This window comes from Streptomyces sp. NPDC104367 (genome assembly GCF_055583825.1).
Genome location: NZ_JBVJND010000029.1, coordinates 53592 through 80566, shown reverse-complemented (window position 1 = coordinate 80566; position 26975 = coordinate 53592). Strand labels below are relative to the sequence as shown.

Annotated in this window: 22 protein-coding genes and 4 pseudogenes; 8 read left to right on the top strand and 18 right to left on the bottom strand. The window is 71.1% G+C overall.

Going from position 1 to position 26975, the window contains the following annotated elements; translation table 11 throughout:
- The first annotated feature begins 24 nt into the window (after positions 1 to 24).
- The gene (locus tag ACZ619_RS34230) at positions 25 to 1443 is read left to right on the top strand and encodes an amidase (protein WP_469607381.1); all 1419 of its coding nucleotides are present in this window, start codon (positions 25 to 27) and stop codon (positions 1441 to 1443) included.
- Positions 1444 to 1865: 422 nt separating this feature from the next.
- Entirely contained in the window at positions 1866 to 3551 is a 1686-nt protein-coding gene (locus tag ACZ619_RS34225) for a ribonuclease J (protein ID WP_469607379.1), read from the top strand.
- Positions 3552 to 4249: 698 nt separating this feature from the next.
- Here ACZ619_RS34225 and ACZ619_RS34220 read toward each other — a convergent pair.
- Both ACZ619_RS34220 and ACZ619_RS34215 read right to left on the bottom strand, forming a co-directional pair.
- Entirely contained in the window at positions 4250 to 4495 is a 246-nt protein-coding gene (locus ACZ619_RS34220; protein ID WP_469607376.1) for a DUF5302 domain-containing protein, read from the bottom strand.
- Positions 4496 to 4721: 226 nt separating this feature from the next.
- Positions 4722 to 4878 (bottom strand): annotated as a pseudogene (locus ACZ619_RS34215) (DEAD/DEAH box helicase); the annotation flags it as partial.
- A gap of 282 nt (positions 4879 to 5160) precedes the next feature.
- Between ACZ619_RS34215 and ACZ619_RS34210 the strand changes: the two are divergent.
- Positions 5161 to 6249 carry a GMC family oxidoreductase gene (locus ACZ619_RS34210; protein WP_469607374.1) on the top strand — a complete coding sequence of 363 codons (1089 nt, stop codon included), beginning with the start codon at positions 5161 to 5163 and terminating at the stop codon, positions 6247 to 6249.
- A 108-nt stretch (positions 6250 to 6357) separates the two neighbouring features.
- Positions 6358 to 6453: pseudogene (locus tag ACZ619_RS34205) on the top strand (integrase core domain-containing protein); the annotation flags it as partial.
- 242 nt (positions 6454 to 6695) lie between these two features.
- Here ACZ619_RS34205 and ACZ619_RS34200 read toward each other — a convergent pair.
- The 3 genes and pseudogenes from ACZ619_RS34200 to ACZ619_RS34190 all read right to left on the bottom strand — a co-directional run.
- The gene (locus ACZ619_RS34200; RefSeq protein ID WP_469607372.1) at positions 6696 to 7202 is read right to left on the bottom strand and encodes an RICIN domain-containing protein; all 507 of its coding nucleotides are present in this window, start codon (positions 7200 to 7202) and stop codon (positions 6696 to 6698) included.
- A gap of 748 nt (positions 7203 to 7950) precedes the next feature.
- A pseudogene (locus ACZ619_RS34195) lies at positions 7951 to 8447 on the bottom strand (DinB family protein); the annotation flags it as partial.
- Positions 8448 to 8607: 160 nt separating this feature from the next.
- Positions 8608 to 8984, bottom strand: a pseudogene (locus ACZ619_RS34190) (dioxygenase family protein); the annotation flags it as partial.
- A gap of 26 nt (positions 8985 to 9010) precedes the next feature.
- Between ACZ619_RS34190 and ACZ619_RS34185 the strand changes: the two are divergent.
- Positions 9011 to 9199: a hypothetical protein gene (locus ACZ619_RS34185; protein ID WP_469607513.1), complete on the top strand. Its 189-nt coding sequence runs from the start codon at positions 9011 to 9013 to the stop codon at positions 9197 to 9199.
- Between the two features lie 288 nt (positions 9200 to 9487).
- Here the strand turns inward: ACZ619_RS34185 and ACZ619_RS34180 are convergent, their stop codons facing one another.
- The 5 genes from ACZ619_RS34180 to ACZ619_RS34160 all read right to left on the bottom strand — a co-directional run bounded on the left by ACZ619_RS34180 (position 9488) and on the right by ACZ619_RS34160 (position 17208).
- A complete protein-coding gene (locus tag ACZ619_RS34180; protein ID WP_469607369.1) occupies positions 9488 to 11143 on the bottom strand; it encodes an amidohydrolase in 1656 nt (551 codons plus the stop codon).
- Between the two features lie 25 nt (positions 11144 to 11168).
- On the bottom strand, positions 11169 to 12536 hold the full coding sequence (locus ACZ619_RS34175; protein WP_469607366.1) for a purine-cytosine permease family protein: 1368 nt from the start codon (positions 12534 to 12536) through the stop codon (positions 11169 to 11171).
- A gap of 147 nt (positions 12537 to 12683) precedes the next feature.
- A complete protein-coding gene (locus ACZ619_RS34170) occupies positions 12684 to 14189 on the bottom strand; it encodes an APC family permease (protein WP_469607363.1) in 1506 nt (501 codons plus the stop codon).
- 124 nt (positions 14190 to 14313) lie between these two features.
- The gene (locus tag ACZ619_RS34165; RefSeq protein ID WP_469607360.1) at positions 14314 to 15666 is read right to left on the bottom strand and encodes an aminotransferase family protein; all 1353 of its coding nucleotides are present in this window, start codon (positions 15664 to 15666) and stop codon (positions 14314 to 14316) included.
- A 69-nt stretch (positions 15667 to 15735) separates the two neighbouring features.
- A complete protein-coding gene (locus ACZ619_RS34160) occupies positions 15736 to 17208 on the bottom strand; it encodes an aldehyde dehydrogenase (protein WP_469607358.1) in 1473 nt (490 codons plus the stop codon).
- Between the two features lie 246 nt (positions 17209 to 17454).
- Between ACZ619_RS34160 and ACZ619_RS34155 the strand changes: the two genes are divergently transcribed.
- The gene (locus ACZ619_RS34155; RefSeq protein WP_469607355.1) at positions 17455 to 18072 is read left to right on the top strand and encodes a TetR/AcrR family transcriptional regulator; all 618 of its coding nucleotides are present in this window, start codon (positions 17455 to 17457) and stop codon (positions 18070 to 18072) included.
- 36 nt (positions 18073 to 18108) lie between these two features.
- On the opposite strand, the gene ACZ619_RS34150 is transcribed toward ACZ619_RS34155, so the two are convergent.
- The 8 genes from ACZ619_RS34150 to ACZ619_RS34115 all read right to left on the bottom strand — a co-directional run bounded on the left by ACZ619_RS34150 (position 18109) and on the right by ACZ619_RS34115 (position 25362).
- Positions 18109 to 18357 carry a UTRA domain-containing protein gene (locus ACZ619_RS34150; RefSeq protein ID WP_469607507.1) on the bottom strand — a complete coding sequence of 83 codons (249 nt, stop codon included), beginning with the start codon at positions 18355 to 18357 and terminating at the stop codon, positions 18109 to 18111.
- 207 nt (positions 18358 to 18564) lie between these two features.
- Positions 18565 to 19494, bottom strand: coding sequence for a LysR family transcriptional regulator (locus ACZ619_RS34145; RefSeq protein ID WP_469607353.1), 930 nt, complete (start codon positions 19492 to 19494; stop codon positions 18565 to 18567).
- Positions 19495 to 19533: 39 nt separating this feature from the next.
- Positions 19534 to 20115, bottom strand: a complete 582-nt coding sequence (locus ACZ619_RS34140) for an MFS transporter (protein ID WP_469607350.1) — start codon at positions 20113 to 20115, stop codon at positions 19534 to 19536.
- A gap of 114 nt (positions 20116 to 20229) precedes the next feature.
- Entirely contained in the window at positions 20230 to 21672 is a 1443-nt protein-coding gene (locus ACZ619_RS34135; RefSeq protein ID WP_469607347.1) for an aspartate ammonia-lyase, read from the bottom strand.
- Between the two features lie 100 nt (positions 21673 to 21772).
- Positions 21773 to 22918: a M20 family metallopeptidase gene (locus tag ACZ619_RS34130; RefSeq protein WP_469607344.1), complete on the bottom strand. Its 1146-nt coding sequence runs from the start codon at positions 22916 to 22918 to the stop codon at positions 21773 to 21775.
- A complete protein-coding gene (locus ACZ619_RS34125; RefSeq protein ID WP_469607342.1) occupies positions 22915 to 23589 on the bottom strand; it encodes a DUF1028 domain-containing protein in 675 nt (224 codons plus the stop codon). Before ACZ619_RS34125 ends, ACZ619_RS34130 begins: the two co-directional genes overlap by 4 nt.
- Positions 23586 to 24056, bottom strand: coding sequence for a RidA family protein (locus ACZ619_RS34120; RefSeq protein WP_469607340.1), 471 nt, complete (start codon positions 24054 to 24056; stop codon positions 23586 to 23588). Before ACZ619_RS34120 ends, ACZ619_RS34125 begins: the two co-directional genes overlap by 4 nt.
- A gap of 10 nt (positions 24057 to 24066) precedes the next feature.
- Positions 24067 to 25362, bottom strand: a complete 1296-nt coding sequence (locus tag ACZ619_RS34115) for a flavin-containing monooxygenase (RefSeq protein ID WP_469607338.1) — start codon at positions 25360 to 25362, stop codon at positions 24067 to 24069.
- Between the two features lie 240 nt (positions 25363 to 25602).
- Between ACZ619_RS34115 and ACZ619_RS34110 the strand changes: the two genes are divergently transcribed.
- Entirely contained in the window at positions 25603 to 25917 is a 315-nt protein-coding gene (locus ACZ619_RS34110; RefSeq protein ID WP_469607336.1) for a PadR family transcriptional regulator, read from the top strand.
- Positions 25914 to 26906 (top strand): hypothetical protein, encoded by a 993-nt coding sequence (locus ACZ619_RS34105; protein WP_469607334.1) that lies wholly within the window; start codon positions 25914 to 25916, stop codon positions 26904 to 26906. Before ACZ619_RS34110 ends, ACZ619_RS34105 begins: the two co-directional genes overlap by 4 nt.
- Positions 26907 to 26975: the final 69 nt, after the last annotated feature.

The following is a 26975-nucleotide window of genomic DNA, read 5'->3' as shown; positions in this document are numbered from 1 at the left end:
CCCTCTGTCCCACCTGGAGTACGCATGGAACCCTGGCAGCTGTCCGCGACCGAGATCACGCGGCGGATCCGGACGCGGGAGATCTCCGCCGTCGAGGTCGCCGAGTCCTTCCTGGACCGGATCGAGAAGGTCAACCCGACAGTGAACGCCCTCGTCGACGTCCGCCCCGAGGAGACGCTGGCGGAGGCGGCCCGCGCCGACGAGGCGGTGGCCGCCGGCGAGCCCCTGGGACCGCTGCACGGCGTGCCCGTGTCCACGAAGATCGACACCGCCCACGACGGCCGCGTCACGAGTCACGGACTGTCGGCCGCCGCCGAAGCCCTCGGCTCGGGTGACGACAGCTGTATCAGCTCGCTGCGGGCGGCCGGAGCGGTCTTCATGGGACGCAGCAACGCGCCCGCGTTCTCGCTGCGCTGGTTCACCGAGAACGATCCGCACGGCCGGACGCTCAACCCGTGGGACAGCACCCGCACACCGGGCGGATCCAGCGGTGGCGCGGCCTGCGGCGTCGCGACCGGCATGACGGTGATCGGGCAGGGCAACGACATCGGCGGCTCCGTACGGTATCCGGCGGCCTGCTGCGGTGTGGTCGGCGTCCGGCCGACGGTCGGAGTGATCCCCAACTGGGGCCCGCCCCAGGAGATGGACGTCGATGGCCCGCTCAGTTTCCAGGCCTGGACCGTGCACGGGCCGATCGCCCGGACGGTGGCCGACGCGCGCACGGCACTGCACGCCATGAGCGGTCCGGACCTGCGGGACCCGTTCGGCGTTCCGGCCCTGCCCGCGCACCGGCCCCAGGGGGACCGGGTACGCGTGGGAGTCGTCCGGGACGTGGGCCTCGCCGCCCCGCACCCGTCCGTCGACGCGGCCCTGGACGACGCCGTCCGCAAGCTGGAGGACGCGGGGTACGTCGTGGAGCAGACGGACGCCGGAGCGATCCTGGCCGAGGCGGCACGCCTGTGGTCCCTGCTGCTGTTCGAGGACGTGCGTCCGATGCTGCCGCTCGCCCGGGAACTCGCCGACGACGCGCTGCGCACCGCCCTGGAGCACTACTACGCTCACGCGGCGGAACTCTGGGGCGAACGCCCCGACCTCACCGCCTACATCCAGGGCTGGACACGCCGCGGCACCCTGATCACCCGGCTCCAGGAACTCCTCGGCACCGACCGGATCCTGCTGACACCGGTCAGCGCCGAACCGCCGCTCGAACAGGACGCGGACCTCACCGACCCCGTACGCGCGCGCGGCCTCGTGCCCGCGATGTGGCCGATGACCTCGGTGCCGGTCCTCGGTTTCCCCGCGGTGAGCGTGCCGACCGGCACAGCCGCCGGACTGCCCACGGCCGTACAGCTCATCGGCGGCCGGTTCACCGAGGACATCCTGCTCGACGCGGCCCAGGCCATCGAGGATCTCACCCCGACACTCACTCCGCTCACCCGTTGAACGGAGCTCGTCCCGGTCCCCGGAGCGCGCCGGCCGGACGGCTCGGCCTGAACTGAACACCAACACCGGTCCGGCCAGGCCCCGATGAGGCCGGCCGACGCTTGACGCACGTCGGCGTCGGCCTCGGTCCGGATCGACGTCGGTCCCCCGGCCGCGACCGGAAAGGCTCGGCCGGCCGCCTGTGTCGCCGGTTCGGGGATCGACACGTGTGCGGCGTGGTACGACCCCGGCACCGCGGGCAGGCACCGGCCTGGGTGCGCTCGGCCAGGGATTCGGCCCGGGAGACCGCGTGGCCGCAGGCGGCCGAGCCCGGTGAGGACCTGCCCGGGGCGCGGGGCGTGTGCTGCCCGGCCTGGTCCTGGACCTCGACGAACACACAGGCAATGGATCACGCCGTCCCGCTCTCCGGGTACCGTCAGGGTATGAGTCATCCGCACCCCGAACTGAAAGCAGCCCCGCCCCTTCCCGAAGGAGGGCTGCGGGTCATCGCCCTGGGCGGCCTGGGGGAGATCGGCCGCAACATGACCGTCTTCGAGCACGCGGGCAAGCTGCTCATCGTCGACTGCGGTGTGCTGTTCCCCGAGGAGACCCAGCCCGGGGTGGACGTGATCCTGCCGGACTTCACCTCGATCCGGGACCGGCTCGACGACATCGTGGCCCTGGTGCTGACCCACGGCCACGAGGACCACATCGGCGGCGTGCCGTACCTGTTGCGCGAGCGGTCCGACATTCCCGTCGTCGGCTCCAAGCTGACGCTGGCGTTCCTGGAGGCCAAGCTCAAGGAGCACGGCATCCGGCCGCGCACGGTGCGGGTGCGGGAGGGCGACCGGCGTGGCTTCGGGCCCTTCGACTGCGAGTTCGTGGCGGTCAACCACTCCATCCCCGACAGCCTCGCGGTCGCGCTCCGCACCCGGGCCGGGATGGTGCTGCACACCGGCGACTTCAAGATGGACCAGTTCCCTCTCGACGACCGCATCACCGATCTGCGCGCCTTCGCCCGCCTCGGCGAGGAGGGCGTGGACCTGTTCCTCACCGACTCCACCAACGCCGAAGTACCCGGCTTCACCACCTCCGAGCGAGAGCTGAACCCCGCGATCGAGCAGGTGATGCGCACCGCACCGCGCCGGGTCATCGTCTCCAGCTTCGCCAGCCATGTGCACCGTATCCAGCAGGTCCTGGACGCCGCCCACCAGCACGGCCGCAAGGTCGCCTTCGTCGGCCGGTCGATGGTCCGCAACATGGGCATCGCCCGTGACCTGGGCTATCTGAAGGTCCCCTCCGGTCTGGTCGTGAGCACGAAGGAGCTGGAGAAGCTCCCGGACCACAAGATCACTCTGGTGTGCACCGGCTCCCAGGGCGAACCGATGGCCGCGCTGTCACGGATGGCCAACCGCGACCACGTGATCCGCATCGGCAAGGGCGACACCGTCCTGCTCGCCAGCTCCCTCATCCCCGGCAACGAGAACGCCATCTACCGGGTGATCAACGGACTCACCCGGTGGGGTGCCCACGTGGTCCACAAGGGCAACGCCAAGGTGCACGTCTCCGGGCATGCCAGCGCCGGCGAACTCGTCTACTGCTACAACATCGTCAAACCCCGCAACGTCATGCCCGTGCACGGCGAATGGCGCCACCTTCGGGCCAACGCCGACCTCGCCATCCGTACCGGTGTCGACCCCGAACGGGTCGTCATCGCCGAGGACGGCGTCGTCGTCGACCTCGTCGACGGGCGCGCGTCCATCACCGGCAAGGTGCCCGCCGGCAACGTCTACGTGGACGGTATGGAAGTCGGCGGCGCCACCGAAGCGTCCCTCAAGGACCGCCTCACCCTCGCCGCCGAAGGCGTGGTCACAGTGGTGGCGATCGTCGACGCGGACACCGGCGCCCTCGCCGAGGCACCCGACTTCCTGGCCCGCGGCTTCGTCCACGACGACACCACCTTCGAGCCGGTCATCCCCGTCATCGAGAAGACCCTGGCCACCGCGGCCGAGGAAGGCGTGGGGGACGCCCGCCAACTCGAACAACTCGTCGCCCGCGCCGTGGCGAACTGGGCGTTCCGCACCCATCGCCGCAAGCCCCTCATCATCCCCGTCATCATCGACGCCTGAGCCGCGCAGCCCGGCAGCCCGGCAGCCCGGCAACGCGGTCCGCGGCTTCCGGTGGCGGCCCCGAGAGCATCGGCGACGGTCCTGTCGCCGCGCTCCAGGGCACGGCTGGGCACGAAGGGGCGACCGCTGAAGGTCGGGCAGGCCCGGACCGGTCGGTGGCGAAGCCGCCGGGCTCGGCGAGGCGGAGCGCCTCGCCGTGGGCGGCCGGCGGGTCCGGCGAGGGAGTCGGTGTCTCGGGCGACGGCCTGTCGCCGGGCTCCAGGGCCGCTTGCGCGAGCTCGCGGCCGAAGCCGCGGGAGGAACCGGTGGCATGGCGGCGGTGCACCCCGCCCAGATGGTGCACCAGACCAGATGGTGCACCAGACCCGATGGTGCACCAGATCGGGCAGCGTCCACTCCGGGCAGGTCGGCACCTGCACGTCGTGGCTGGGCACGAAGGCGACCGCTGCCGGGAACGTGAACAGACGATTTTCACAGCGGCACAGGGACACGCAAGGCGCGCGACACCGGAATTCCGGGTCGGCGGCGCCACCGACCCGTGCCAACTGCATCTGGGGCATTCCCCCCAGGCGGGTCCGCCGGCTGCGCCCCGCCCGCGACGCGCGTACGGGCATGCGCACGTCGCGGGCCGCTGGACGGGACGCGCGAGTGGACGGCGCGAGTGCCGGTGAAGCGGTCAGACAGCGGGACTCATCGGCTCAGCCGCCGCTCTTGCGCCTGAACGACCGCTGGCTCGCGGCCGGGCCGTGCGCCGAACGCACCTTCGACGTATCGGACTTGTCGGCGCTGTCAGCGGCGTCCGCCTGCGCACCGCGCTTGCGCGCCAGGGCTTCGCGGAACTTGCGCTTGAGGTCGTAGTTGCCGTCGCTGTCCGGCGCCAGAGGGGATGTCTCGGAGGCGGCAGCCGGCTCCGAACCTTCCGTGGATACAGGCTCTGCGGTCATGGTGACCTCCTGGGTTCGGGGGTGGGCAAGCACAGCTTGTCATGCTGGGCACGGTGCGAGGCACAGGCAACGTCATCCTGCTCCGTTTCGGCGGGTATCCCTCTCGCACCCGAGGCGTTGACTTCGTAGGTGAGGCGCACCGGACGGCTTCGGGCCGGGCCGAGGGTTGTCGATCCCGTGGCCAGGCTGCCGGGGCAACGGCCCTCAGCCGTGACCTTGCTGGTGCCGTGCGCTGTGGCTGGGACTTGCCGCTGTGGCAGGGCCCCGGTGTGCACCGCGCCGGCCCGCAGATGCCGGGTGAGCTGGTCGACGGCGTGCTCCGTGTCGAGGAACAGCAGGACGCGGCCGCCACGAGCGGTGATTTCCGTGGTGACCGCGTGGCGGATGCCGCGTCCTCTGGTCACCGGACTGGTGCACCCCTGCACCGGCGGCGACGTGCGCGGACCGTACGGCTTCGGGTGCACGGGGCGGTGGTTTCCCGTGCACGGAACAGAGCCCGCCACGGAGACGGCTGAGGCACGGTTTGAGCAGTCCGGACGATCACAGTAGGGGTGGGCACGCGAAGTCGGCGTGCGCCTGACCGTCCGGCTCGTGTCGCGGAGTGCTCTCGCCTCCGCGATGTCGGCGCTGTGCGCCGGCGCGGACCACTATGCACCGGAGAGACCATGACATCGGACTTCCTGATCCTCGGTGCGGGCACCGCCGGATCCGTGATCGCCCGTCGGCTCCTGGACGTCGGCGCGACGGTCACGCTCGTGGAAGCGGGCGGCCGCGACACCAACCCCGCCGTGCACGACATGTCACGCGTGGGTGAGCTGTGGCTCGGTCCGGAGGACTGGCGGTACTTCAGTGCTCCGCAGCCCCACGCGCTCGGCCGCCGCCTGCACCTGCCTCGCGGCAAGGTCGTCGGAGGCTCCAACCAGCTCAACGGCACCATCTGGGTGCGGGGTTCGGCCTGGGACTACGACTCGTGGGCCGCGGCGGGCAACACCGGCTGGGACTGGATGTCCGTCGAGCCGCTGTTCAAACGCATGGAGCGGGACCTGACGACCGGCGAGGGCATGCTCGACCTGGTGCAGCCTGAGCTCTCCCCGATCCAGCAGTCGATCATCGACGCCGCCCGGGCCTGGGGACTGCCCTACAACAGCGACTACAACGACGGCACACTCGACGGCGTGTCCCGGATGCGGCTCAATCTCCGCGACGGCAAGAGGCTGTCCACCTGGGCGGCGTACATGCGTCCCGTGCTGGATCACCCCCGCCTCGTTCTGCACACCGACACAGTCGTCGACTCGCTGGTGATCGAGCGTGGCCGGGTGACCGGGGTCCGGGTCCTGGACCGGAACGGCGTGCGCCGGACACTGTCCGCGGACCGGGTCGTCCTGTGCGTCGGCGCTCTCGACGTGGACGCTCTCGTGGCCTCGGTGCGGCAGTGCCGTGAGGTGGGGCGCCAAAGTCCCCTGGCGGACGACTGGGGCGCCTACGAAGCCCTTCCCGGCCCGGACACGGACGACAGCGACGAAGCATTGGCCCACTGGGTGCGACGAGCGGTCAACACTTACCACCACCAGGTCGGCACATGCCGCATGGGCGTGGACGCGGAGGCGGTGGTCACCCCGGGCCTGCAGTGCGTCGCGGTGGAGGGCCTCATGATCGCGGACGCGTCCGTCATGCCGTCCGTCACCACGGGCAACACCAACGCGCCCACAGCGATGATCGCCGAGAAGGCGACAGAACTGATCACCGCAGGCTGACCCTGCCCCTGCGCCTACCCCTGCCGAAAAACTCATCCGTCCTGGTGGGAGACGATGTGACGGCCTGCCGGGAACCGCGGGAACACGACCGACCGCGCTGCTGCGACTGAGACGGTCACCCTGACCGGGGCGCGGCCGTACGTGTTCGCGGTGATCGAGCACGCGGCCCGCCGGATCCGGGTCCTGGGTGCCACCGCGCAACCGGACGCCATCGCCCACCTCGACATACGACGACGCGACCGCCTCGGCGGAATCCTCCACGCGTACGAACATGCCGCGTGACCCGCGTGGACGAGTCCTCCGGCAAGAGCAGCGTTCACCGACAACACCCGCCACCGCGCCACGAAACCGATCCCCGAGCGCCGCGCCGACCTCGACCAGCTCGGCCTGCGCCGGCAGATCGGGTGACCGCGGCCGGCCGGATGCCGCCTGGTTCAGTCCAGGTCCTACCGCGGCACCTTGTTCCACCGCTGGTGAGGGTTGTACTCCTCCGAGCAGGACTTCGTGTAGACGTTACCGAGGACGTCGTGGTCCAGACAGCGGCCGGTGGCCCTGTTCCTGATCCTGTACGAGCCGTTGAAGTCGGTGAAGATCCACTGCTGGTACGTGTTCCCGCCTGCGCACACCTTGGTGTAGACGACTCCGAACTGGTCACTGTCCAGGCAACGGCCCGTGGCCACTCCCTGGATGGGGCGCGTGCCGCTGCCCGCAGGAAGCCCCCGCCACAGCTGGTAGGGGTTGTAGCCCTCCGAGCAGGACCTCGTGTAGGCGTGGCCGCCGGTGTCGTGGTCCAGGCAGCGGCCCGTGGCCAAGCCCACGAGGTTGTACTGCGCCTCCGCCACGGCGCCGGGTCCGGCCGGGCCGGCGACCGCGGACGCGGCGCCCCCCAACAGCAGAGAAAGAGCCGAGACCGAGCCGAGCACGGCAGTGGGCAACGCACAGCGCAACCGCATGATGTCTCCCTTGAGAGGTCCGGTACAGAGCACCACCTAACACTCTACGCATCCACTCAAACACTTTGCGTCACGGGCGAGGTCCCCTTCAGCGGTGTGGACCATGCCGCCAGACGGGTGAACCCGCAGGAGAGCACCTGCCACAGGCCCGGCCGGGTCACTACGAAGATCCCGACTTGTTCGTGATCTTCGAAGCGGAGACCCGGCCGTGCGCCTCGCCCGGCAACGCGAGGACCCGGGTCCGTCCCTGAAGCGGGATGTCCTTCCAGGCAAGGGACTTGGGCTGTCGGCGCAGCTTCTTCTGGTTGCCCTTGGCGATCATGATGTAGGGGGCGCCCCGGCCGAGGAGGCAGTCGGCGTGCTCGCGCCGGGTGTGCGTGGCGTCGCCGGTGACGACCGCGTCGGCCAGGTCGCGACGGTGTCCAGCGGCGGCTGGAAAACAGGTGATCTCGTTCGTCTTCTCACCGATGTCCCGCTGGGCCAGGACCAGGCAGGTGGTGTGCTCCAGTGGGGCGAACAGATCAATCCTGCGGCCCTTCGCTTCGGCCGCGCCGCGCAGGCTCCCGCCGTCCGCTGCGAGGCAGCGCGGCCCGGTCACCTTCGGGCGGCGGTCGGCGAGCCAGCCCCCGACAGCCAGGTCCAGCGCGTCGCCGTCGATGCGGGCCGGCAGTCGGCGGACCGCGGTCCCGGCGGGCAGGACCCGCCTGGGCAGCAGCGGACCGGGATCGGCACCGACCTGTTTCCGCACGGTCGTGCCGTCGAGCATCTCGCGCAGGATGTCCAGGTGGCCGTTGTGACGGGCGGTCCCCTCGGTGAGGTGGAGGAGAATCCAGCGCAGGTCGACGTGGAGGCCGTTGCGGATGGTTCCCTCGGCCTGCTTGGCCAGGTCGTTCCCGGCGACCAGTTCTCGGTAGCGGGCGCTCTGTCCGGCGTATTCGTCGAGCAACTGCGTGAGCGGAAACTCGACGGCGATACGCATCTCGCGGTCCGGGTCCTCATCCGTCATGGGGCCCGGTCCTCCTTGCCGGGGAAGACCACTTGGAACCAGTAGTACTCGACCCAACGGAGATGGTTGATCACTCCGCTCATGGTCATCAGCGGTGAGCCCGGCAGAAGTGCCTTGCGGGCGTTCTCCGCAGAGACGCCGTCACACTTGGCGCGGGCGGTGTCCCGTGCGTAGTCGAGAAACGTGGTGAGCTGGGTGCGCTCGTCCCACGCGGGTGGTGTGTCGTCGATTCTTGTCATCGCGCGAAGCGTCCCCGATCACCGCGACCGATGTCGAGGCATTGACGACGGGCCCCACCTGCTCCATCGGGCGGCCTCCTCCGGAATGCGGCGGAAGCCGCCGGCCCCGAAGACCACGCGATGGGCAGTGCCTCGTAGCCGAAGCCAGGCGCGGGAACGGTCACGGTGTCGTCTCCTGCTCCGTGACCAGCACGATGTCGAACTCCGCGTGGACGAAGGGGGATTCGGCTCCGAAGCGGTCGGCGTCCCCAGGGCTGCCGGATTCGGCGAAGTCGGTGATGAGTCCCCGTTCCACGGCGAAGACGGCGTCGGACTCGATGTACGGGCTGCCCGCGACGAAAGCGTGGGTGGTGACGGGCCGGTGCCCCTCTGCACGGGCGATGAAGTGGACGTGGGCCGGCCGGTAGGGGTGCCGGGCGGTCGCCTTGAGCAGGGTGCCGACGGGGCCGTCCGTGGGGATCGGGTAGTGCGGGGGGGGACGAGGCTGCGGAACCGGAAGCGGCCCTGGCCGTCGGTGTGAAAGAGCCCGCGGTCGTTCGGGCGCCCCTGCTCTCGTCGCCGCCATGCAGGGCCTGTCGAGCGACGGGACAACGGTGACGATCCACGGTGTCCACGGTGCTTTCGACCTCTCCGCCTGCGCGGCCTCGGTGCTGCTCGCCGTCACACTGCTGCTGTCCGTCCGTTCACGACGCGCCCCGGTGGAACGCGAGACAACCGAGGAGAACGCCCTGCCGCAAGACGCTGTCCGCTGAGCAGTCGTGCTCAGCGGCGCGAATGGCTGAGCGTCCGCCCCCGGTTGCTCCGGCGGGGCCAACGCCACCGCCGGCTCGGTCGTCGTGAGCCTGGAGGGGATGGCCCGGATCGTCTCGATCGACCCCGTCGAACGCCCCACAGCTGCTGGAGCCGCTCAGCACCGGTGACCCGGTGAGCCGCGAGCAGTACCTCACCGCGCTGGAGGACGCGTGCGCCGCACGCCGCCGGCTGTGGGAGCGCGTCAGGGGTTCGCCCCGGCAGCGGGGCGGAGCGGGGCGGGATCGGCGTCAGAACTCCCCGTGGACGGCGTCTCCGTCCACCAGCGTGAGCACGGGCCGGGCGGCGCTGACCTCTTCCACATCGGTGAGCGGCCGGTCGAGGACCACGAGGTCGGCCTGGCGTCCGACGGTGAGCGTGCCGACCTTGTCCTCCATGTGGTTCGCGTAGGCCGAGCCCGCCGTGTAGGCGTCCAGCGCGACGTCGAGGCCGAGGGCGTGCTGGGCTTCGAGCGGGCGGGTGAAGACCCCGTCGCCCACGGCGTGCGGGTCCTGGCGGGGGCCGAGACGGGTCACGGCCGTGTAGATCGCCCAGAGGGGGTTGGGGTCGCTCACGGGCCAGTCGCTGCCCATGGCCAGGCGGGCACCGGTCGCCTTCAGCTCCTGGAACGGGAAGTGCCGGCTCTCCCGTTCGGATCCGAGGAGCGGGAGCTTGCGTTCGGTGATCTCCTTGTCGCGGCGTGCCCAGAGCGCCTGGATGTTGGCGATCACGTCGAGTTCGGCGAACCGGGGGATGTCCGCGGGGTCGACGACGTCCAGGTGGGCGATCTGATGGCGGTTGTCGTGCCCGAGGCCGACGTTCCGGGCGGCTTCGAGGGCGTCGAGGCACTCGCGTACCGCCCGGTCGCCGACGGCGTGCATGTGGATCTGGAAGCTGCGGCTGTCCAGCTCGCGGCAGATCTCCTTGAGCTCCTCCGGGTCGATGAAGGACATGCCGGTACCGGCACCGTGGTGGACGTCACCGGCGTAGGGCTGGAGCATGGCAGCCGTGCAGTTCTCGCACATGCCGTCCTGCATCACCTTGACCGTGGTGGCCCGGAACCGCCCGACGCTGCCGGCCGCGCGTCGCGCTTCGAGCGAGTCGAGCTGGCCGAGCCCCTTCTCGCTGACCCACCACAGCGCGCCGACGACCCGGGCGGTGAGCCTGCCGTCGGCGGCGAGGCGCTGATAGATCGGCAGCGGGTCGGGCATCCCGAACAGGGGCCCGACACAGGCGTCCTGCCAGCCGGTGATGCCCATGGCGTGCAGGTGCGACTGGGCCGCGAGCAGGGCTCGTTCGGCGAACTGGTCGTCGATCGGGGGCAGCAGGTCGGTGACGAGGTCTCCGGCCCGCTCGGCCAGGAAGCCCGTCGCGGCGCCGTTCGCGTCACGGTTGATGCGGCCGTTGGCGGGGTCGGGCGTGCCGTCGTCGATCTTCGCGAGTTCCAGGGCCCTGCTGTTGGCCCAGACGCCGTGGGCGTCGTGGCTGAGGAAGACCGCGGGCCGGTCCGGCACGAGTTCGTCCAGGATCTGCCGGGTGGGCAGTCCGCCGGGGAAGGTGTCGCCGTACCAGCCGGTGCCGTTGATCCATTCGCGGTCGGGGTGGCTGTCGGCGTAGTCGCGGACGGCCGCCCGGTAGGCGTCCAGGTCGTGCGGCTGACGGGACAGGTCGCAGGAGAGGAGTTGCACGCCGGAGGCGAGCGGGTGGACGTGGGCGTCGGTGAAGCCGGGCAGTACGGTGGCGCCGCCCGCGTCGATGACACGGGTGCCCGGGCCGGCCAGGCCCAGCAGAGGCTCACGGTCGAGAGCGGTGATGCGGCCCTGGGTGATGGCGAGGGACGTGATGTCCGGCTCGGGAGTGCGGATCCTGGCGTTGACGATGACGGTGTCGGGATGCGTGCTGGTCACGATGAGGCCTTTGCTGGAAGCCGTGTCAGGCGGTGAGGGGCAGGTCGGATTCGGTGGCGAGGGTGCGTCGTGCGACGAACCAGTAGAGCCCTCCGCTGACGGCGAGTCCGACCAGCCAGGCCAGGTCGATGCCGCCGAGCGCCGTCGCCACCGGGCCGACGTACATCGGAAGGACCATGAACGGGATCTGCACCAGCAGTCCGACGGCGTAGACGCCGAGCGCGGACACGTTCCAGGTGCCGTACTGGCCGCCGCCGGGCGTGAAGAACGCCGCTACGTCGTAGTGCCCGTCCCTGATGATGAAGTAGTCGACCAGGTTGATGGACGACCACGGCACCAGTATGTACAGCAGGACGGTCAGGAAGTTGGTGAAGGAAGTGATGAATCCGTCCGAGGCGGCCAGGGCGACGATCACACCGATCACATGCAGGATGCCGCCGGTGATCAGGCGTGAGCGCACGCTGGGGCGCCAGCCGGGCTTGAAGGTCTCGATGACGGTCAGGGTGTTCAGCACCGCGCAGTAGACGTTGCCCGCGTTGCCGAGCGCCGAGGCTGCGGCGAAGGCGAGGAGGATCGCGGTGGACAGGCCTCCGGTGAGGGAGGCGAGGCCGCCGATCACGTCGTCACCGGTGGCCACCGCTCCGACGAGACAGCCGAGCGCCAGGACGAGAACGGAACTGATCACGCTGCCGCCGTAGGTGGCCCAGAAGGCGGAGCGCCCTCCCGAGCCGGACGGCATGTAGCGGGAGTAGTCGGAGACGTACGGGGCGTAGGCGATCTGCCAGACCGCGCCCACCGCGATCACGGAGACGAAGCTGGTGCCGGAGAAGTGCCCGGCGCCCAGTGCGCCGGCGGGTACCCCGGAGACGAGGATCCATGTGAAGGAGGCGACCACCAGCAGGCCGATGACGACAGCGCTGACCGTGATGACGAGCTTGATCAGCTTCAGCCCGATGGTGGTGATGGCCATGCTGACGACGGCGGCGCCGATGAGGGCGACGACGGGGTCGACGACGGGCAGGACCCCGTTCAGGGACTGCGCTCCGACCACGAGGTTGGAGATGTAGAAGCCCATGAACATCACCCAGGCGACCAGCGAGACCAGCATGGCGCCCTTGGTGCCGAACTGGCCCCGGGCCTGGATCATCTGGGGCACTCCGAGCTGCGGTCCCTGGGCGGCGTGCAGCGCCATGAAGACACCGCCGACGAGGTTGCCGATCAGGAGAGCGAGCACGGCCAGGCCGAACGGCAGCGCGAAGACGGTGGTTGCCAGGGCGCCGGTGATCACGGTGAGGGGCAGCATGTTGATGCCCAGCCAGATCCCGAAGACGCCCCGCGCGGAACCGGTGCGCTCGGCTTCGGGGATGGGGCCGATGGTGTGCTGTTCCAGCACGCCGGCGGCATCGGAGGTTTCCGCAGGGAGGACTTGCGGTGGCACCGTGGTGGCCTGGGCAGGACCTTCGGTCGTCATCGACTGCGCCTTTCACTTCAATTCTCGGGGAGAGTGCACGAGACCGCGTGTGCGGTGCGGGAGCGGGACTTACTCGGGGTGCGGCTCGCCCGCGTCAGGGACGTCGGACGACGTCCGGCGGGCCGTGACGACGCCGAGGGCTCCGATGCTCAACAGCACGACGACGGTGCCGAGGGTGAACGCCTCGAAGGTGACTCGGGAGACGCCCCAGACGTCCTGGAAGGCGTAGTCGATGCCGAACAAACGCTCCAGGACACCGGGGAAGAGCGCCGACCAGGACCCGACCGCGATCCAGGCGTAGACGAGGACCGCGCAGATCATGAAGCCGCGGTCGCCGAAGGGCACCCGGTAGGGACGCGGCACGTCGGGGCGGCGCAGCCGCAGCACGACCAGGGCGGGGATGACCACCAGGTAGGAGAGCAGCAGGGTGGTCACGGCGACGGTGAGGACGACGGTGAACACCGCGGCGGCATTGCCGTCCGCGAGCTGCATGGCGACCAGCATGAAGACCGTGGCCACCACACCGGACAGGAGATTCGTCCGTACGGGGGTGGACAGCCGGGGGTGGAAGGCACCGAGCCGTCGGGTGAAGAAGCCGCCGTCGGCGGCGGCCATCGCCTGCATGCGGTCGCTGACGATCATCCAGGCGCTGCCCTGGGTCAGGAGCGCGAAGACGAACATCACCGCGGTGAACGTCAGCAGCGGTCCGGCCGCGCCGCCGTAGACGCCGAAGACCAGCCGGGCGCCCTCCATGAAGCCGCCGATGCCGGTGACCTTGCCCGCGGGGACGACGGCCAGCAGCGCCAGCACCGGCAGCAGGTAGCAGCAGGCGGCGACGGCCGCGGAGCGCCCGAGGGCGGCCGGTACGTCGCGCTGGGGGTCGTGCATCTCCTCACCCGCGGCGTTGGGGGCCTCGAAGCCGACGTACGCGAACAGCAGGATCGGCACCAGGGCGAGGAAGCCACCGGTGGTCGGGGTGAACCGGGTCTCGGCCAGGCCCTGGAAGCCGTGCTCGACGCCGTAGAGGACCGCGGTGAGGGTGAACAGCGCCAGGGCGAGGACCTTCACCGCGGCGCCGGCGGTGGTGATCCACTTGCCGCGGCGCAGCGAGACGACGGCGGTGAGGATGGCGGCCCAGACGAACAGCAGCTTGAACGCGTAGTCGGCGAACGTGCCCGAGCCGAGGTGGAAGACGAAGCCGTCCCAGGTCCCGGCGGCGAGGAAGACCAGCGAACCGCCCAGCCAGATGGGGTTGGTGACCCAGTAGAACAGCGTGGTGAGCGCTGCCACCGGACGCCCGAAGGCGAGCTTGACCCAGACGTACGGGCCGCCCTCCTGCGGGAACGCGGCGCCGGTCTCGGCGAACAGCAGGGCGTAGGGGATCAGGAAGAACACGGCGATGACGGCGGTCCAGGTGGCGGCCTCACCGCCGCCGGTTGCTATCTGGCCGACGGTGTCGAAGGAGATGACCGCGGCGATGGCCATGGCCGTGATGTCGAAACGCTTCAGACTGCGCTTCAGCGTGGTCTCGGGCTGCGACACGGTCGGATCCACGGAGGAGACGGCAGAAGACACGGGCAGTTCCTAGAGCGGGAGAGGGGGCTGCGGAAAGGCGCGTGCGGGCGCCGCGACGGTGTGGGGCCGTGTCGGGTGGTGCGGTGCGGGGAGGCCCGGCGCCGGGCCGGGCCTCCTGGTGGGATCAGGCGGAGCGGATCGCGCCGGTGGGCTCGGTGCGCTCCAGGACCGACCTGATGGCGGCGGCCGCCTGCTTGGCCTCGGCCTCGGTGATGATCAGCGGCGGGGACAGCACCAGGCTGTGCGCGGAGTCGCGGACGATGACCCCGGTCTCGCGGCGGATGACGTCGTGCGGCATCCGGTCCGGGTCCAGCGGCAGGGGAACCCTCGTCTCACGGTCCTCCACCAGCTCCACGGCGAGCATCATGCCCACCGAGCGGATCTCGCCGACGACCGGCAACTCGCCGAGCTGGGACTTCAGTTCCGCGGTCAGGAAGGCACCCATGCTCGTCGCGCGGGCCAGCAGGCCCTCCTTCTCGATGATGTCGAGGTTGGCGAGGGCGACGGCGGTGGCGACGGGGTGTCCGTTGTAGGTGTAGCCCATCGGGAAGCCGTGGTCGCGCAGCAGGACCTCGGCGACGTGGTCGCCCACCAGGAGGGCGCCGAGCGGGACGTAGCCGGAGGTGATGCCCTTGGCGGTGACGATGATGTCCGGGGTGACGCCGAAGTACTGGGCGGCGAACCACTCGCCGACGCGGCCGTAGGCGGTGACGACCTCGTCGAAGATCAGCAGGATGCCGTGGCGGTCGAGGACCTCGCGGACCCGCGGCCAGTAGTCGGCCGGCGGGACCAGCATGCCGCCGACGCCCATGATCGGCTCACCGATCATCGCGGCGATGTTCCCGGCGCCGATCTCCGCGATGCGCTCCTCCAGCTCGCGGATCAGGAAGTCGGTCGGGTCCTCGCCGCCGTAGAGCTCCGCGCGGTAGGGCCACGGCGGGGTCAGGTGCGAGACGTGCGGCATCATCGGGGCGAAGCCCTCGTGGTAGACCGGGAAGCCGGTGGCCGAGCCGCCGCCGTAGCCGACGCCGTGGTAGGCCTTGCTGCGCGCGAGGATCCAGGTGCGGTTCGTGTCGCCGCGGCGGTGGTGGTAGTAGCGCGCCATCTTGACGGCCGCCTCGTTGCCCTCCGAACCGCCCGAGGTGAAGTACACGTGGTTCAGCGGATCGGGGGCCAGCTCGGCGAGGCGGGCGGCGAGCTCGATGGCACGGTCGTTGGAGAACTCCCAGAAGCTGGTGAAGTACTCCAGCTTCTTCATCTGCTCGTGGGCGACGTCCGCCAGGTCGGCACGGCCGTGGCCGATCTGGGCCAGCCACAGGCCGCCGGTCGCGTCGAGGTAGGACCGGCCCTCCGAGTCGGTGAGCCGGCAGCCCGAGCCCTCGGTCATGATGACACGCTCGGCGGCGGTGCCCGGCAGGTAGGGGTGGATGATGTGCGCCCGGTCCAGGCCGGTCAGGCGCGCGGTGTCGAGGGTCATGGGAGTTGCGTCCTTTTACTGGGTGACGGTGCGGGTGATGCGTGGGGAAGGCGGTCGCCGGCCTCCCGGTCAGCCGTAGTTGATCCAGGTGGTCTTCAGGCCGGTGTACTTGTCGAAGGAGTGCAGGGAGAGGTCACGGCCGTGGCCGGACTGCTTGAAGCCGCCGAAGGGTGTGGCCGTGCTGAGCGCGTCGACGGTGTTGACCGACACCGTTCCCGCCCGCAGGGCGTCGGCGACACGGTGGGCACGGCCGAGGTCGCGGGTCCACAGGGACGCGGCCAGGCCGTAGGCGGAGTCGTTGGCCAGGCGCACCGCCTCGGCCTCGTCGCGGAAGGGCACCACGGCCAGCACGGGTCCGAACAGTTCGTCCCGCACCAGAGGAGCGTCCGGGGCGAGACCCGTGACGACGGTGGGATCGAAGTAGGCACCGTCCAGGTCCGGGCGGCCGCCGCCGCAGACGAGGGTGCCGCCCGAGCGCGCCACGGCCGCGAGGATCCGCTCCACCTGGGCCTCGTCGACGAGCGGTCCGAGCCGGGTGGCCGGGTCGAGCGGGTCGCCGGGCAGCCAGCCGCGGGCGTGCTCGGCCACCCGGGCCGTGAACTCCTCGGCGACGGAGGCCTCGACCAGCAGCCGGGTGTTGGCGGAACACACCTGCCCGGCGTTGTAGACGAATCCCCAGGCCGCCTGTTCCGCGGCCGCTTCCAGGTCGGCGTCGGCGAAGACCACGTTGGGGCTCTTGCCGCCGGCCTCGGGCCACACCGGCTTCATGTTCGACTCGGCCGAGTAGGCCAGGAACCGCTTGGCCACGGCGGTCGATCCGGTGAAAGCGAGGGCGTCCACGTCGGGGTGCAGCCCCAGGGCGCGGCCGGCCGTCTCCCCCAGCCCCGGCACCACGTTCAGGACGCCGGCGGGCAGACCGGCCTCGACGGCGAGCTCGGCCAGCCGCAGCGCCGACAGCGGGGACTGCTCGGCCGGCTTCAGCACGACGCTGTTACCGGCGGCCAGGGCCGGCGCCAGCTTCCAGCTGGCGATGTCGAGGGGGAAGTTCCAGGGCACCACCGCTCCGACCACGCCGAGCGGCGCGCGGCGTACCAGGGCGAGGTTGCCGGGCGGTGCCGGGGCGACCTCGTCGTAGACCTTGTCCACGGCTTCGGCGTACCAGGCGAACACACCGGCGGCACCGGGCACGTCGGTGCCGTGGGACTCCGCGATCGGCTTGCCCATGTCGAGGGTGTCGCAGAGCGCGAGTTCCTCACCGTGCTCCTCGATCAGGCGGGAGAGGGCGAGCAGGACCCGCTTGCGCTCGGCCGGGTCGGTGCGGGACCAGCGGCCGTCCTCGAAGGAGACGCGGGCCGCCGACACCGCACGGTCGACGTCGGCCGCCGAGCCGGCCGCCACCTCGGCGGTGGTCTTGCCGGTCGCCGGGTTCACCGTGGACAGCCACCCGCCCTCGGCCGGGTCGCTCCACGTTCCGTCGATGAACAGACGCGTGCGTGGCGCGAAGTCGGCGGCACGCTGCCGCCAGTGCGAGTACGTCGTCATGCTGAGGCCTTCATAGCGTCGGGGACATAGGACGAGCCGATACCTGACCGGATCGCGTGTGACCTGCGCTGTCTCGGCGGCACCGCCTGGAGACGACAGGTGAGACCAGAGCCGGGCGAGTTGTTGGTGATCATCGCCACACCGGTTTCTTTGAGTCGAGATTCAAACAATGAGTGAACCCGACGTCAATGCTCCCGACAGAAACTTCTTGCAGGAACCGGTTCCGGTAACAGAGAATTAACCACCATGGGGAAACCTGGGAGACCACGCAATCAGACGGCACGCCGGGAGGCCCTCGTCTCCGCCGCGGGGCGCGCCATCGCCCAACGGGGTCTGGAGGGCTTGCGGATCAAGGACATCGCGGACGCGGCAGGCGTCTCCCAGGGCTCGGTGCTCTACTACTATCCGGAGCTCAGTGATCTCGTCCTGGAAGTGCACCGGGAAGCGGTCGAGAGCTACCTGACCTCGCGGCAGGAGGCCTACGACGGCGCACCCGCCGCGGACCCGGCGGCACGGTTGCGGGCCCTGCTGCGAAGCGGCCTGCCGACGATGGCGGAGGATCCCGTGCACGCGCTGCTGTACGAGCTCCACCGGCGAGCGGGTCGCAGCCCCGGCCACGCGGAACTGATGACCTCGCTGTTCAGCCGGGAAGTGGCTCTGTACACGACCGCACTGGAGGTGGGCGCGGCCGTCGGTGTCTTCGGTCTCGCGGGGAACCCCCGGGATCTGGCCCACGGGTTGGTCGCGCTCGAGGACGGTTACGGACTGCACATGATCAGCCACAACTCCGCACTGCGGCTGGAGCGGACCCAGGAACTGCTGTGCGCGCACGCACGCGTGGTGACCGGGTACGCCGAGCTGTAGCGCAGGCCGGCGGTTCGGGGCGGGCGGTTCACGCGTCTACGGCGGTTCCGGAGACCGTGACTTCCGTGCCGCGGGGTAGGGCCGCTGATGGAAACGGGTGCGATCGCATCGGAACCGGTCGACGCCGAACTCGACGATCCACCCGTCCGCGTCCGCACCGGTGCGCCTCACGGCGAACAGCGGCGAGCCGGGTTCCACGCTGAGCACGGTGGCGTGCTCGGGGCAGGCCGGCTCGACGTCCGGTGTTTCGTCGGCCCGGGAGGTCGTAGCGGTCCCGCAGCAGATCCGCCGTCGACACGGGATTCGCCGCGAAGGTGTTGAAGCAGGGGTGGTCGGCGAGGAAGACGTCCAGGAGGGGGCCCCGGGCGGCGACAGCCGCCACGGGCGGTCCGTTCACTCTCGACCTCTACTGCCGGACCGTGCTCCCGCACGGTGACACGGTGGGCGAAGGCGCGTGATCGCGTCCCCGCGTACGGGCCGGCCCGGACCGGGTCAGCCGCGCCGGTCGCGAGCTGCGGCGATCTCCCGGAGGAGATCCATCACCGCCCGGGCGCGGGTGGTCTGGGCCATGCCCTGCACGTAGGCGAGTTTGACCTCCAGCGCAGGGCTGTCGTCGCGCAGTTCCAGTACGGCGATCTCGCCGCCGCCGTAGGTCTGGCCGGTGGCCGGGCGCTGGTTCAGCACGGAGTAGCCGAGACCGCGGGCCACCAGGGAGCGCACGGTCTCGTAGCTCCGGGTGCGGAAGCGCACGTCGGGGGCGGTGCCGGTGGCGGCCACCAGGGCGCGGAAGTAGTCCCGGCTGTGCGGCAGGTCGAGCAGGACGAGGGGCTCCTCGGACAGTTCGGCCAGCTCCACCGAGTCCCTCCCGGCCAGCGGGTGCCCGGCCGGGACGATGACGTAGGCGGGGGCGCGGGCGATGCTCTCGGCACGCAGGTCCGTCTCGGGCGCCAGCCCCAGGTCGTAGGTGAGGGCGAAGTCGATTCGGCCCGCGCCCAGGTCCCGGACCAGTTCGTCCGTCTCCGCCTCCACCACCTCGATCTCCAGCCCCGGGTAGCGGCTGCTGCACTCGCCGAACAGCGGCGGCAGGTAGTACGGGGCCAGGGTCACGAAACAGCCGACCGTCACCGGTCCGGAGAGGGCCTCGCCCTCTCCCCGGGCCTCCCGTTCGATCTCCCGGGCCCGGGCCAGCAGTTCCCGCGCCTGCTGCCGGACCCGTTCCCCCGCGGGCGTCAGGGTCAGTCCCCGGCCCCTGCGCCGGATGAACAGCTGCACCTGGAGCTCGCGTTCCAGGTTGTAGACGGCCGAGGACACCGCGGACTGCGCGATGTGCAGTTCCAGCGACGCCTCCGTGACCGAACCGCGCTCGGCGGCGACCAGGAAGTAGCGGAGCTGGACGAGCGTGAAACCCACCGGTGACGTCATTCGAGACCTTCGCGCCTGCTGTTCCGTTCCGGCCGAACCCTACGCGGAAGGCGCCTCGTGGCGCTCGACGGGCGCGTCGGGTACGTCCTCGGGGCGCAGCAGGGCGGTCCCCGAGGTCTCCTTCAGGGACAGGGCGGCGACGAGACCGCCGGCAGCGGCCACCATCAGGTAGGGGCCGGGCACCAGGGTGCTTCCGGTGGCGGAGATGAGCACGGTCATCAGGTACGGCACCGTGCCGGCGAAAAGGGCCGCGGTGATGTTGTAGGCGATGGACAGACCGCTCTGCCGGGTCCGGGTGGGGAAGATCTCCGCCGACCAGACCGCGTACGTGCCGAGGATCGCCGCCAGAATCGCCCCCAGGAGCAGCCCCGCGATCCAGGTCCCGGCGAGGCCGGTGCGCATGAGGAGGAACGCGGGCGTGGCGAGGACCAGCAGGGCCGCGGTCGCCGCGACGAACACCGGTTTGCGTCCCACCCGGTCGGACAGCCTGCCGAACAGCGGCACGAGCACCAGGCCCAGCAGCGAGATCACGGTGGACAGCAGGGCCGCGCTGTCGGCCGAGTGACCGAGGTGGTCGGTCTCGTAGGTGACCAGGTAGGTGAGGACGGCGTCGAACGCCACACCGCCGTCTCGTCCGTCCGGGCGTCGTTGTCGAGAGCGGGCATGCGCGCCTCCTTCTGTGGGGTGGGGTGGCCGCCGGGGCTGTGGAGAGGGGTTTCCGGTGGCTCCGGGTTCTCAGGAGGCGCGTGGGCCTGTGAGGGATGCGGGGCTGGTCAGGATGCGTAGTTCGGCCTCGGTCAGCAGCGCGCGTTCGCGTACCAGCTCAAGGGCCGGACGGCCGCTGTGGTGCGCCTCGATCGCGATGGCGCAGGCGGTCTCGTAGCCGATCACGGGACTGAGCGCGGTGACCAGCCCGGTCGAGGCGGCGACCGTCTTCGCGAGCCGGTCCCGATTGGCGGTGATGCCGAGGACGCAGTGCTCGGTGAGCACCGTGATGCCCGCCGAGAGGTGGTCCAGGCCGGCGCTCAGGCTGCGGTAGATGATCGGCTCGAAGGCGTTGAGCTGGAGCTGACCGCCCTCCGCGGCGAGGGTGACGGTCACGTCGTTGCCGATGATCTCGAAGGCGATCTGGTTGACCGCCTCGGGGATCACCGGGTTCACCTTGCCGGGCATGATCGACGAACCGGCCTGCCGTGGGGGGAGGTTGATCTCGCCGAAGCCCGTCTGGGGGCCGGAGGACAGCAGCCGCAGGTCGTTGCAGATCTTGGAGAGCTTCACGGCCACGCGCTTGAGCACACCGGACAACTGCACGAACACACCGACGTCCTGGGTGGCCTCGATGAGGTCGGGCGAGGACACCAGGGTCGGGATGCCGGTCAGCAGCCGCAACTGCTCCACCGCGCGCTCCCGGTAGCCGGGGCGGGCGTTCAGGCCGGTGCCGATCGCCGTACCGCCGAGGTTGAGTTCGTGCAGCAGCAGCCTGGCCTCCGCGAGACGCAGTTCGTCCTCGGCGAGGGTGGCGGCGAACGCTCCGAACTCCTGCCCCAGTGTCATGGGCACCGCGTCCTGCAACTGGGTGCGGCCCGTCTTGAGGACGTCGGCGAACTCGGCCGCCTTGCCGACGAAGGCCTCGCGCAGCGCGCCCAGGGAGCCGAGCAGTTCACCGATGTGCGCGTCCAGCGCCAGCTTCACCGCGGTCGGATAGACGTCGTTGGTGCTCTGCCCGAGATTCACGTGATCCAGCGGATGCAGGACCGCGTACTCCCCGCGCTCCCGCCCGAGCAGTTCCAGCGCGCGGTTGGCGATCACCTCGTTCGCGTTCATGTTGGTCGAGGTGCCCGCGCCGCCCTGGATGAGATCGACCACGAACTGCTCGTGCAACGAGCCGTCGCGGATCTCGGCACAGGCTCCCGTGATCGCCGAGGCGAGCGGGCCGTCCAGGGCGCCGACCTCCTCGTTCGCGAGGGCGGCGGCCTGTTTGACCACCGCCAGGGCGGCGATCAGGTGGGGCCGGGCGGCCAGGGTCTCCCCGGTGAGGGGAAAGTTGGCGACCGCGCGCACGGTGTGCGCGCCGTAGTAGGCCTCCGCGGGTACACCGACATCGCCGAGCATGTCGTGCTCCGTGCGGCTGCCGTTGCTCCGCACGGGAGTGTGCCGACTGCCGGTTGTCAGGGACATCTTTGTCCTCCGAATCGTCGAGAACCGAGGGAGCCGCCGGGTGACGGACCGGTGTGAGGCGCCCGCCCGGGCCGGGTGGTCATCGGTGCGGGCGCCTCTGTCATGCCGTCTCCGTGTCCGGCCCGGCTCGGTCGATGCCGGTCCAGGCCAGCGCGACCGCCCCGTCGAGCAGGGCCCGCTCGGCCGGTCCGCCCACGCAGAACGCGGCGAACTCGTGCTGGTGGTTGGTGGCGGGCAGCGAACCGATCCCGATGTACGGGTGGATGGCGGGCACCACCTGCGAGACGTTGCCCATGTCGGTGGAGGCCCGGTTCATCCGCGCCGCCTGGCCGGGCGGCGCGAACTCCCGCCCGAGCGCGAGCGCGTTGAGCCGGTAGTTCCCCAGGGCGGTCTCGTCGGCGCGGAACTCGGCGTACGGCTTGCTCTCCGGCTCGATCTCCAGCTCGCAGCCGGTCGCCAGCGCACCCGCCTCGAAGATCCGCATGACACGCGGCTCCAGCTCGGCCAGCTCGGCAAGCGTCTCCGCCCGCACGTACCACCGTCCGCTCGACCGCTCCGGGATCGCGTTCGGCGCGTCGCCGGCGTGGGTCACGACACCGTGCACCCGCACGGAGGGCGGGAGTTGCTGGCGCAGCAGCCCGATGGCCACCTGGGCCACCGTGAAGGCGTCGGCCGCGTTGACCCCGGTCTCCGGGTAGGCGGCGGCGTGGGCCGACCTGCCGGTGTAGGAGATCTTGGAGTGGCTGACCGCGAACGGGCGGGCCTCGGCGACGTCGACCGGTGCCGGGTGCACCATCATCGCCAGGTCCGCCCCCTCGAAGGCCCCGCGCTCCAGCAGCTCGATCTTGCCGCCGCCGCCTTCTTCGGCGGGCGTGCCGTAGACCTCCACGGTCAGTCCCGCCTCGTCGGCGACGGCGGCCAGTGCGAGCGCCGCGCCGACCGAACTCGCCGCGATGAGGTTGTGGCCGCAGGCGTGACCGAGGCCGGGCAGCGCGTCGTACTCGGCGCACAGCGCGATCCGCACCGGCCCGCTGCCGAACCGGGCGTGGAACGCCGTCTCCAGGCCCAGGTAGGACGGGGTGACGGCGAATCCGGCGCGGTCCAGCAGCTCGGGTACGGCGGCCGCCGCCCGGTGTTCCTCCCAGGCGGTCTCCGGGTCGGCGTGGAGTCGTTCGGAGAGCGCGATCAGCCGCTCGGCGTGCCGGTCGACCTCGCGGCGGGCGGCCTCCTTCAGCGTGCCCGTCACAGGTCCCCCGGTACGCCGTAGGAGGGGGCGGAGGCCGGGTCGAGACCGCGCCGCACGTAGTCGTCCCGCTGCGGCAGCCAGACGTCCAGGTGGGCGGCGAGCTGCTCGATCGGGTCCTCGGCCCAGTCCACGCGCAGGTCGGTCACCCGCCAGTCCACGTCCGCGACGACCGCCAGGCCCGCGGAGTGCACCGGCCCCGCCTCGCCGCCTTCCGCGATCGCGGCCCGCAGGGCGGAGACCAGACGCTCCTCCAGCTCGCCCTCGGCCGTGAAGTAGGCGTCCAGGAGTACGTCGGGGATGTGGGTGCCGGCCAGCATGTTGCCGGCCGCGACCGCCCCGTCCGCGGTCGCCGACGCGTACGTACCGAGGGTCCTGGAGCCGCTGAAGGCGTATCCGGGGCCGGAGAGCCCGACCACGGTCAGCTGCCGGTACTCGACGGTCGCCGTGTTGTGGGAGGCGCCGGTGACGTCGGCCAGGGCGCGTCGTGCGTCGCCGTGCGCGCTGAGCCCGTCCAGCAGTTCCGTGCCGAGGACGGGGTTGGTGACGTTCTGCGAGGCGGCCGCGCCGACGCCGGGACGCAGGTGGGCGCACCGGGCGGCGACGGCGGGGCTGGAGGAGCTGACCGCCATGCCGAACCGGTCGCCGTCGCGGACCACGAGGGAGAAGGTCATGCCTGCCCCCCCGCCGGGATCACCGCGATCGCGTCGATCTCGCACAGCCACTCCGGGCGGGCCAGCGCGGAGACGACGATGCCGGTGGAGATGGGGTGGACGCCCCTGGTCCAGCGGCCCACCGTGCGGTAGACCGCCTCGCGGTAGCGCGGGTCGATCAGATAGATCGTCAGCTTGACCAGGTGCTCGATGCGGCTGCCCGACTCCTCCAGCAGCATCTTGATGTTCGCCATGGCCTGCTCGGCCTGGGCCTCGGCGTCACCGATGCCCACGGACTCGCTGGTGTCGAGGTTCTGGCCGATCTGGCCCCGGACGTACACCGTGTTGCCCGCGACGACGGCCTGGCAGAGGTCGTTGTCCAGGCTCTGCTCGGGATAGGTGTCGCGGGTGTTGAACGGCCGGATCCGGGTGTGCCCGCCGGCGACGACGGGGGCCTTCGGCTCACGGCCCTCGCTCGTGGAGGTCATCGTCTTCTCCTCAGCTCTTCCCGGCCGCGGGGGCGGGGGTGCCGTTCGTGTCGTACGCGAGGTAGCCCCGCTGGGTGGTGATGTGGTCGGCGACGTAGCGGGCGTCGTGCCAGACACCCCAGATGAAGGCCGAGCCGCGCCGGGAGAGCCAGGGCAGGCCCAGGAAGTAGACCCCGGGCTCGGTGGAGACACCGCGCCGCTGCCGCGGCCTGCCGTGCTCGTCGAACGCGTCGGCCTCCAGCCAGCCGTAGTCCGCCGCGAAGCCCGTCGCCCACACGATCGAGGTGACCCCGGCCCCGGCCAGGTCCAGTTCCAGCCGCGGCTCGGTCACGCACCGCGGGTCCGGGCCGAGCACGTGGGCCTCCGGCTCCTCGGGCAGATCGAGACCGTTGCGCTCGATGTACGCGTCGGCAGCGCGCAGGAGTTCGAGGTACTTGGCGTCGCCCTCCGCGATGTTCGTGCCCAGGTCCTCGGCGAAGCGCACCACGCCGTCCGCGTAGGACGCCGTCAGGCCGACCAGCTCGATACCGGAGTCGGCCAGCGCGCGGAAGTCCACGGTGTGACCGCCTCGGGCGCCGCTGACCGCGATGGTGACGTGCTCGGCACCCTGCGCGGGCGTCTCCGCGTCCCAGCGCCCCAGGACACCGAGCCACCAGCAGAAGTCACGTCCGCGGTACTCCCGCGGCGGACGGTCGTGCGGGCCGACCGACAGGAAGACCCGGCGGCCGGAACGGCGCAGCTCGTCGGCGATCTGCACGCCCGAGGAACCGGCCCCGACCACCAGGACCGCGCCCTCCGGCAGCTGCTCCGGGTTCCGGTAGCCGCTGGAGTGGATCTGCACGGGCACCGCGCCGTCGGGGACGATCGGCGGGTACACCGGGCGCTGGAACGGACCGGTCGCGGCCACCACGAAGCGCGCGTCGATAGCGCCCTGCGACGTCTCGACCCGGAAGCCGGGCCGCCCCTCGTGCCTGCGCGCCGAGGTCACCTCGACACCGGTCCTGACCGGTGCACCGATCTTCTCGGCGTAGGCGACGAAGTAGTCCGCGACCTGCTCCTTCGAGGCGAAGGCGTCGGGCGCGACGTCGGAGAACTCCAGACCCGGGAACCGGTCGTGCCACGCGGGCCCGTTCGCGACGAGGGAGTCCCACCGCTCCGAACGCCACCGCTCGGCGATCCGGTGCCGCTCCAGCACGACGTGCGGCACACCGGCGGCGCTCAGGTGCTCGCTCATCGCGACACCCGCCTGCCCCGCCCCGACAACCACTACCTCGGTCTCTTCACTCAACGTTCGGCCTCCACTCATGCGGCAGTCGTCCCGGGTCCGGATCGACTGCGGTACCGCTGCGCCCATCCTTGAACCCACCTCGAATTCTGTCCAACAGATGTTTCCGCTGAAGGCCATCTGTTTTTCAGAACTACCGGCCGACCGGATGCCGACCCTCCGGACGCCTGCATATATCGGCTACCGGTATATGCTCCTCGCGTGACTCATCAACAACCCAGTCCACACGGGCAACATCAGCCCCTGCGGGAGCCGACTCTGTTGATCCTCACGGCACTTGCCGGGCAGCCCCAGCACGGCTACAGCCTGATGCGGGACATCGAGGAGATCTCCGGGGGCCGCACGCGGATGCGCGCGGGCACCCTCTACGGGGCCCTGGACCGGCTCCTCAAGGAGGACCTCGTGAGGATCGAGGAGGAAACGGTCGTCGAGGGACGCCTGCGGCGCACCTACGCACTCACCGAGACCGGCTCGGGGGTGCTCGCCGCGGAGGCGGAGCGGCTGCGGGCCACGGCCGACGAGGCCACCCGGCGCCTCTCCCTCGCCTTCCCCCGACCGCACGGAGCGACCACGTGACCGAGACACCGAAGACGCCCGAGCCGGCCGACCCACCCGCCGGAACCGGGACACCCGGGCCCGTCTCCGGCCTCCACTGGACGACCCGGCTCTACCCGCGCGCCTACCGGGACCGGTTCGCCGCCGAGGTCAGCGGCGTCATCGCCGACGTAGGCGCGGACCGGGGCCGGGCGGCGGCCGCGCTGGAACAGGGCGCGGTGCTGGGGCACGCGCTGCGGCTGCGCACCCGTACGGACTCGGCACACCTGCCCGGCCGGCTCCTGGCCCGCGCCGCCCCCGTGCTCATCGCGATGTCCGCCTCGCTCGCCCTGGCGCTGCTGGTCGGCTGGGCGATCCCGGCCGTACCCGGCTCCGACCGCGCCCCCATGAACGCACCGGCCGCGTACGCGCCCTGGTGCGCGGTGGCTCTCTTCGCCCTGCTCGGCCGCTGGACGGCGACGCGGGTGAGCACCGGGATCGCGCTGCTCGGCGCGCTGGTGTCCGTACCGCAGGTGCAACTGATGTACGGCAAGGCGGCGTTGACACACGAGAACGGGACCCTGGCCGGCCTGGCGGTGGCCGCCGCGGCGATACTCCTCGCGCCGCCGGACCTTCCCCAGGTGTCCCTCAGGGCCCGGCGGACCCTGGTGCTCGTGGGCCTGCCCATGGCGTTCGTGTCGCTCGCGGCAACCCTGGCGTCCTGGGAAGGGCCGGGAACGTACGTCATCCAGGCCGACCCCCGCGACGGCTTCCTCACCCTCGCGGCCGAGATCCTCGTGATCCCCGCGTTCTTCGCCCTCTCCCGCTCCCGCCACCTGCCGCGGATCGCCCCGTTCCTCGTGGCGGTGCTCCCGCTCGCCGTCGGACTGAGCCAGTGGGTGCACTTCGGGAGGGACGAGCAGTGGTGGGCCCTCTCGGCCACGGCGCTCGGGACGGTCGCCCTGCTCCTCAACGCCGTACGCACACTGCTGGCCAGACGGCGGACGAGCATGCGGGGCGCAACGTCCTGAGCCGGGGCAGGATGCCGCGGCCCGCGTACGGACGGGGGCCGGCGGTCCGTCGTGACGTCCGCCCCCGTC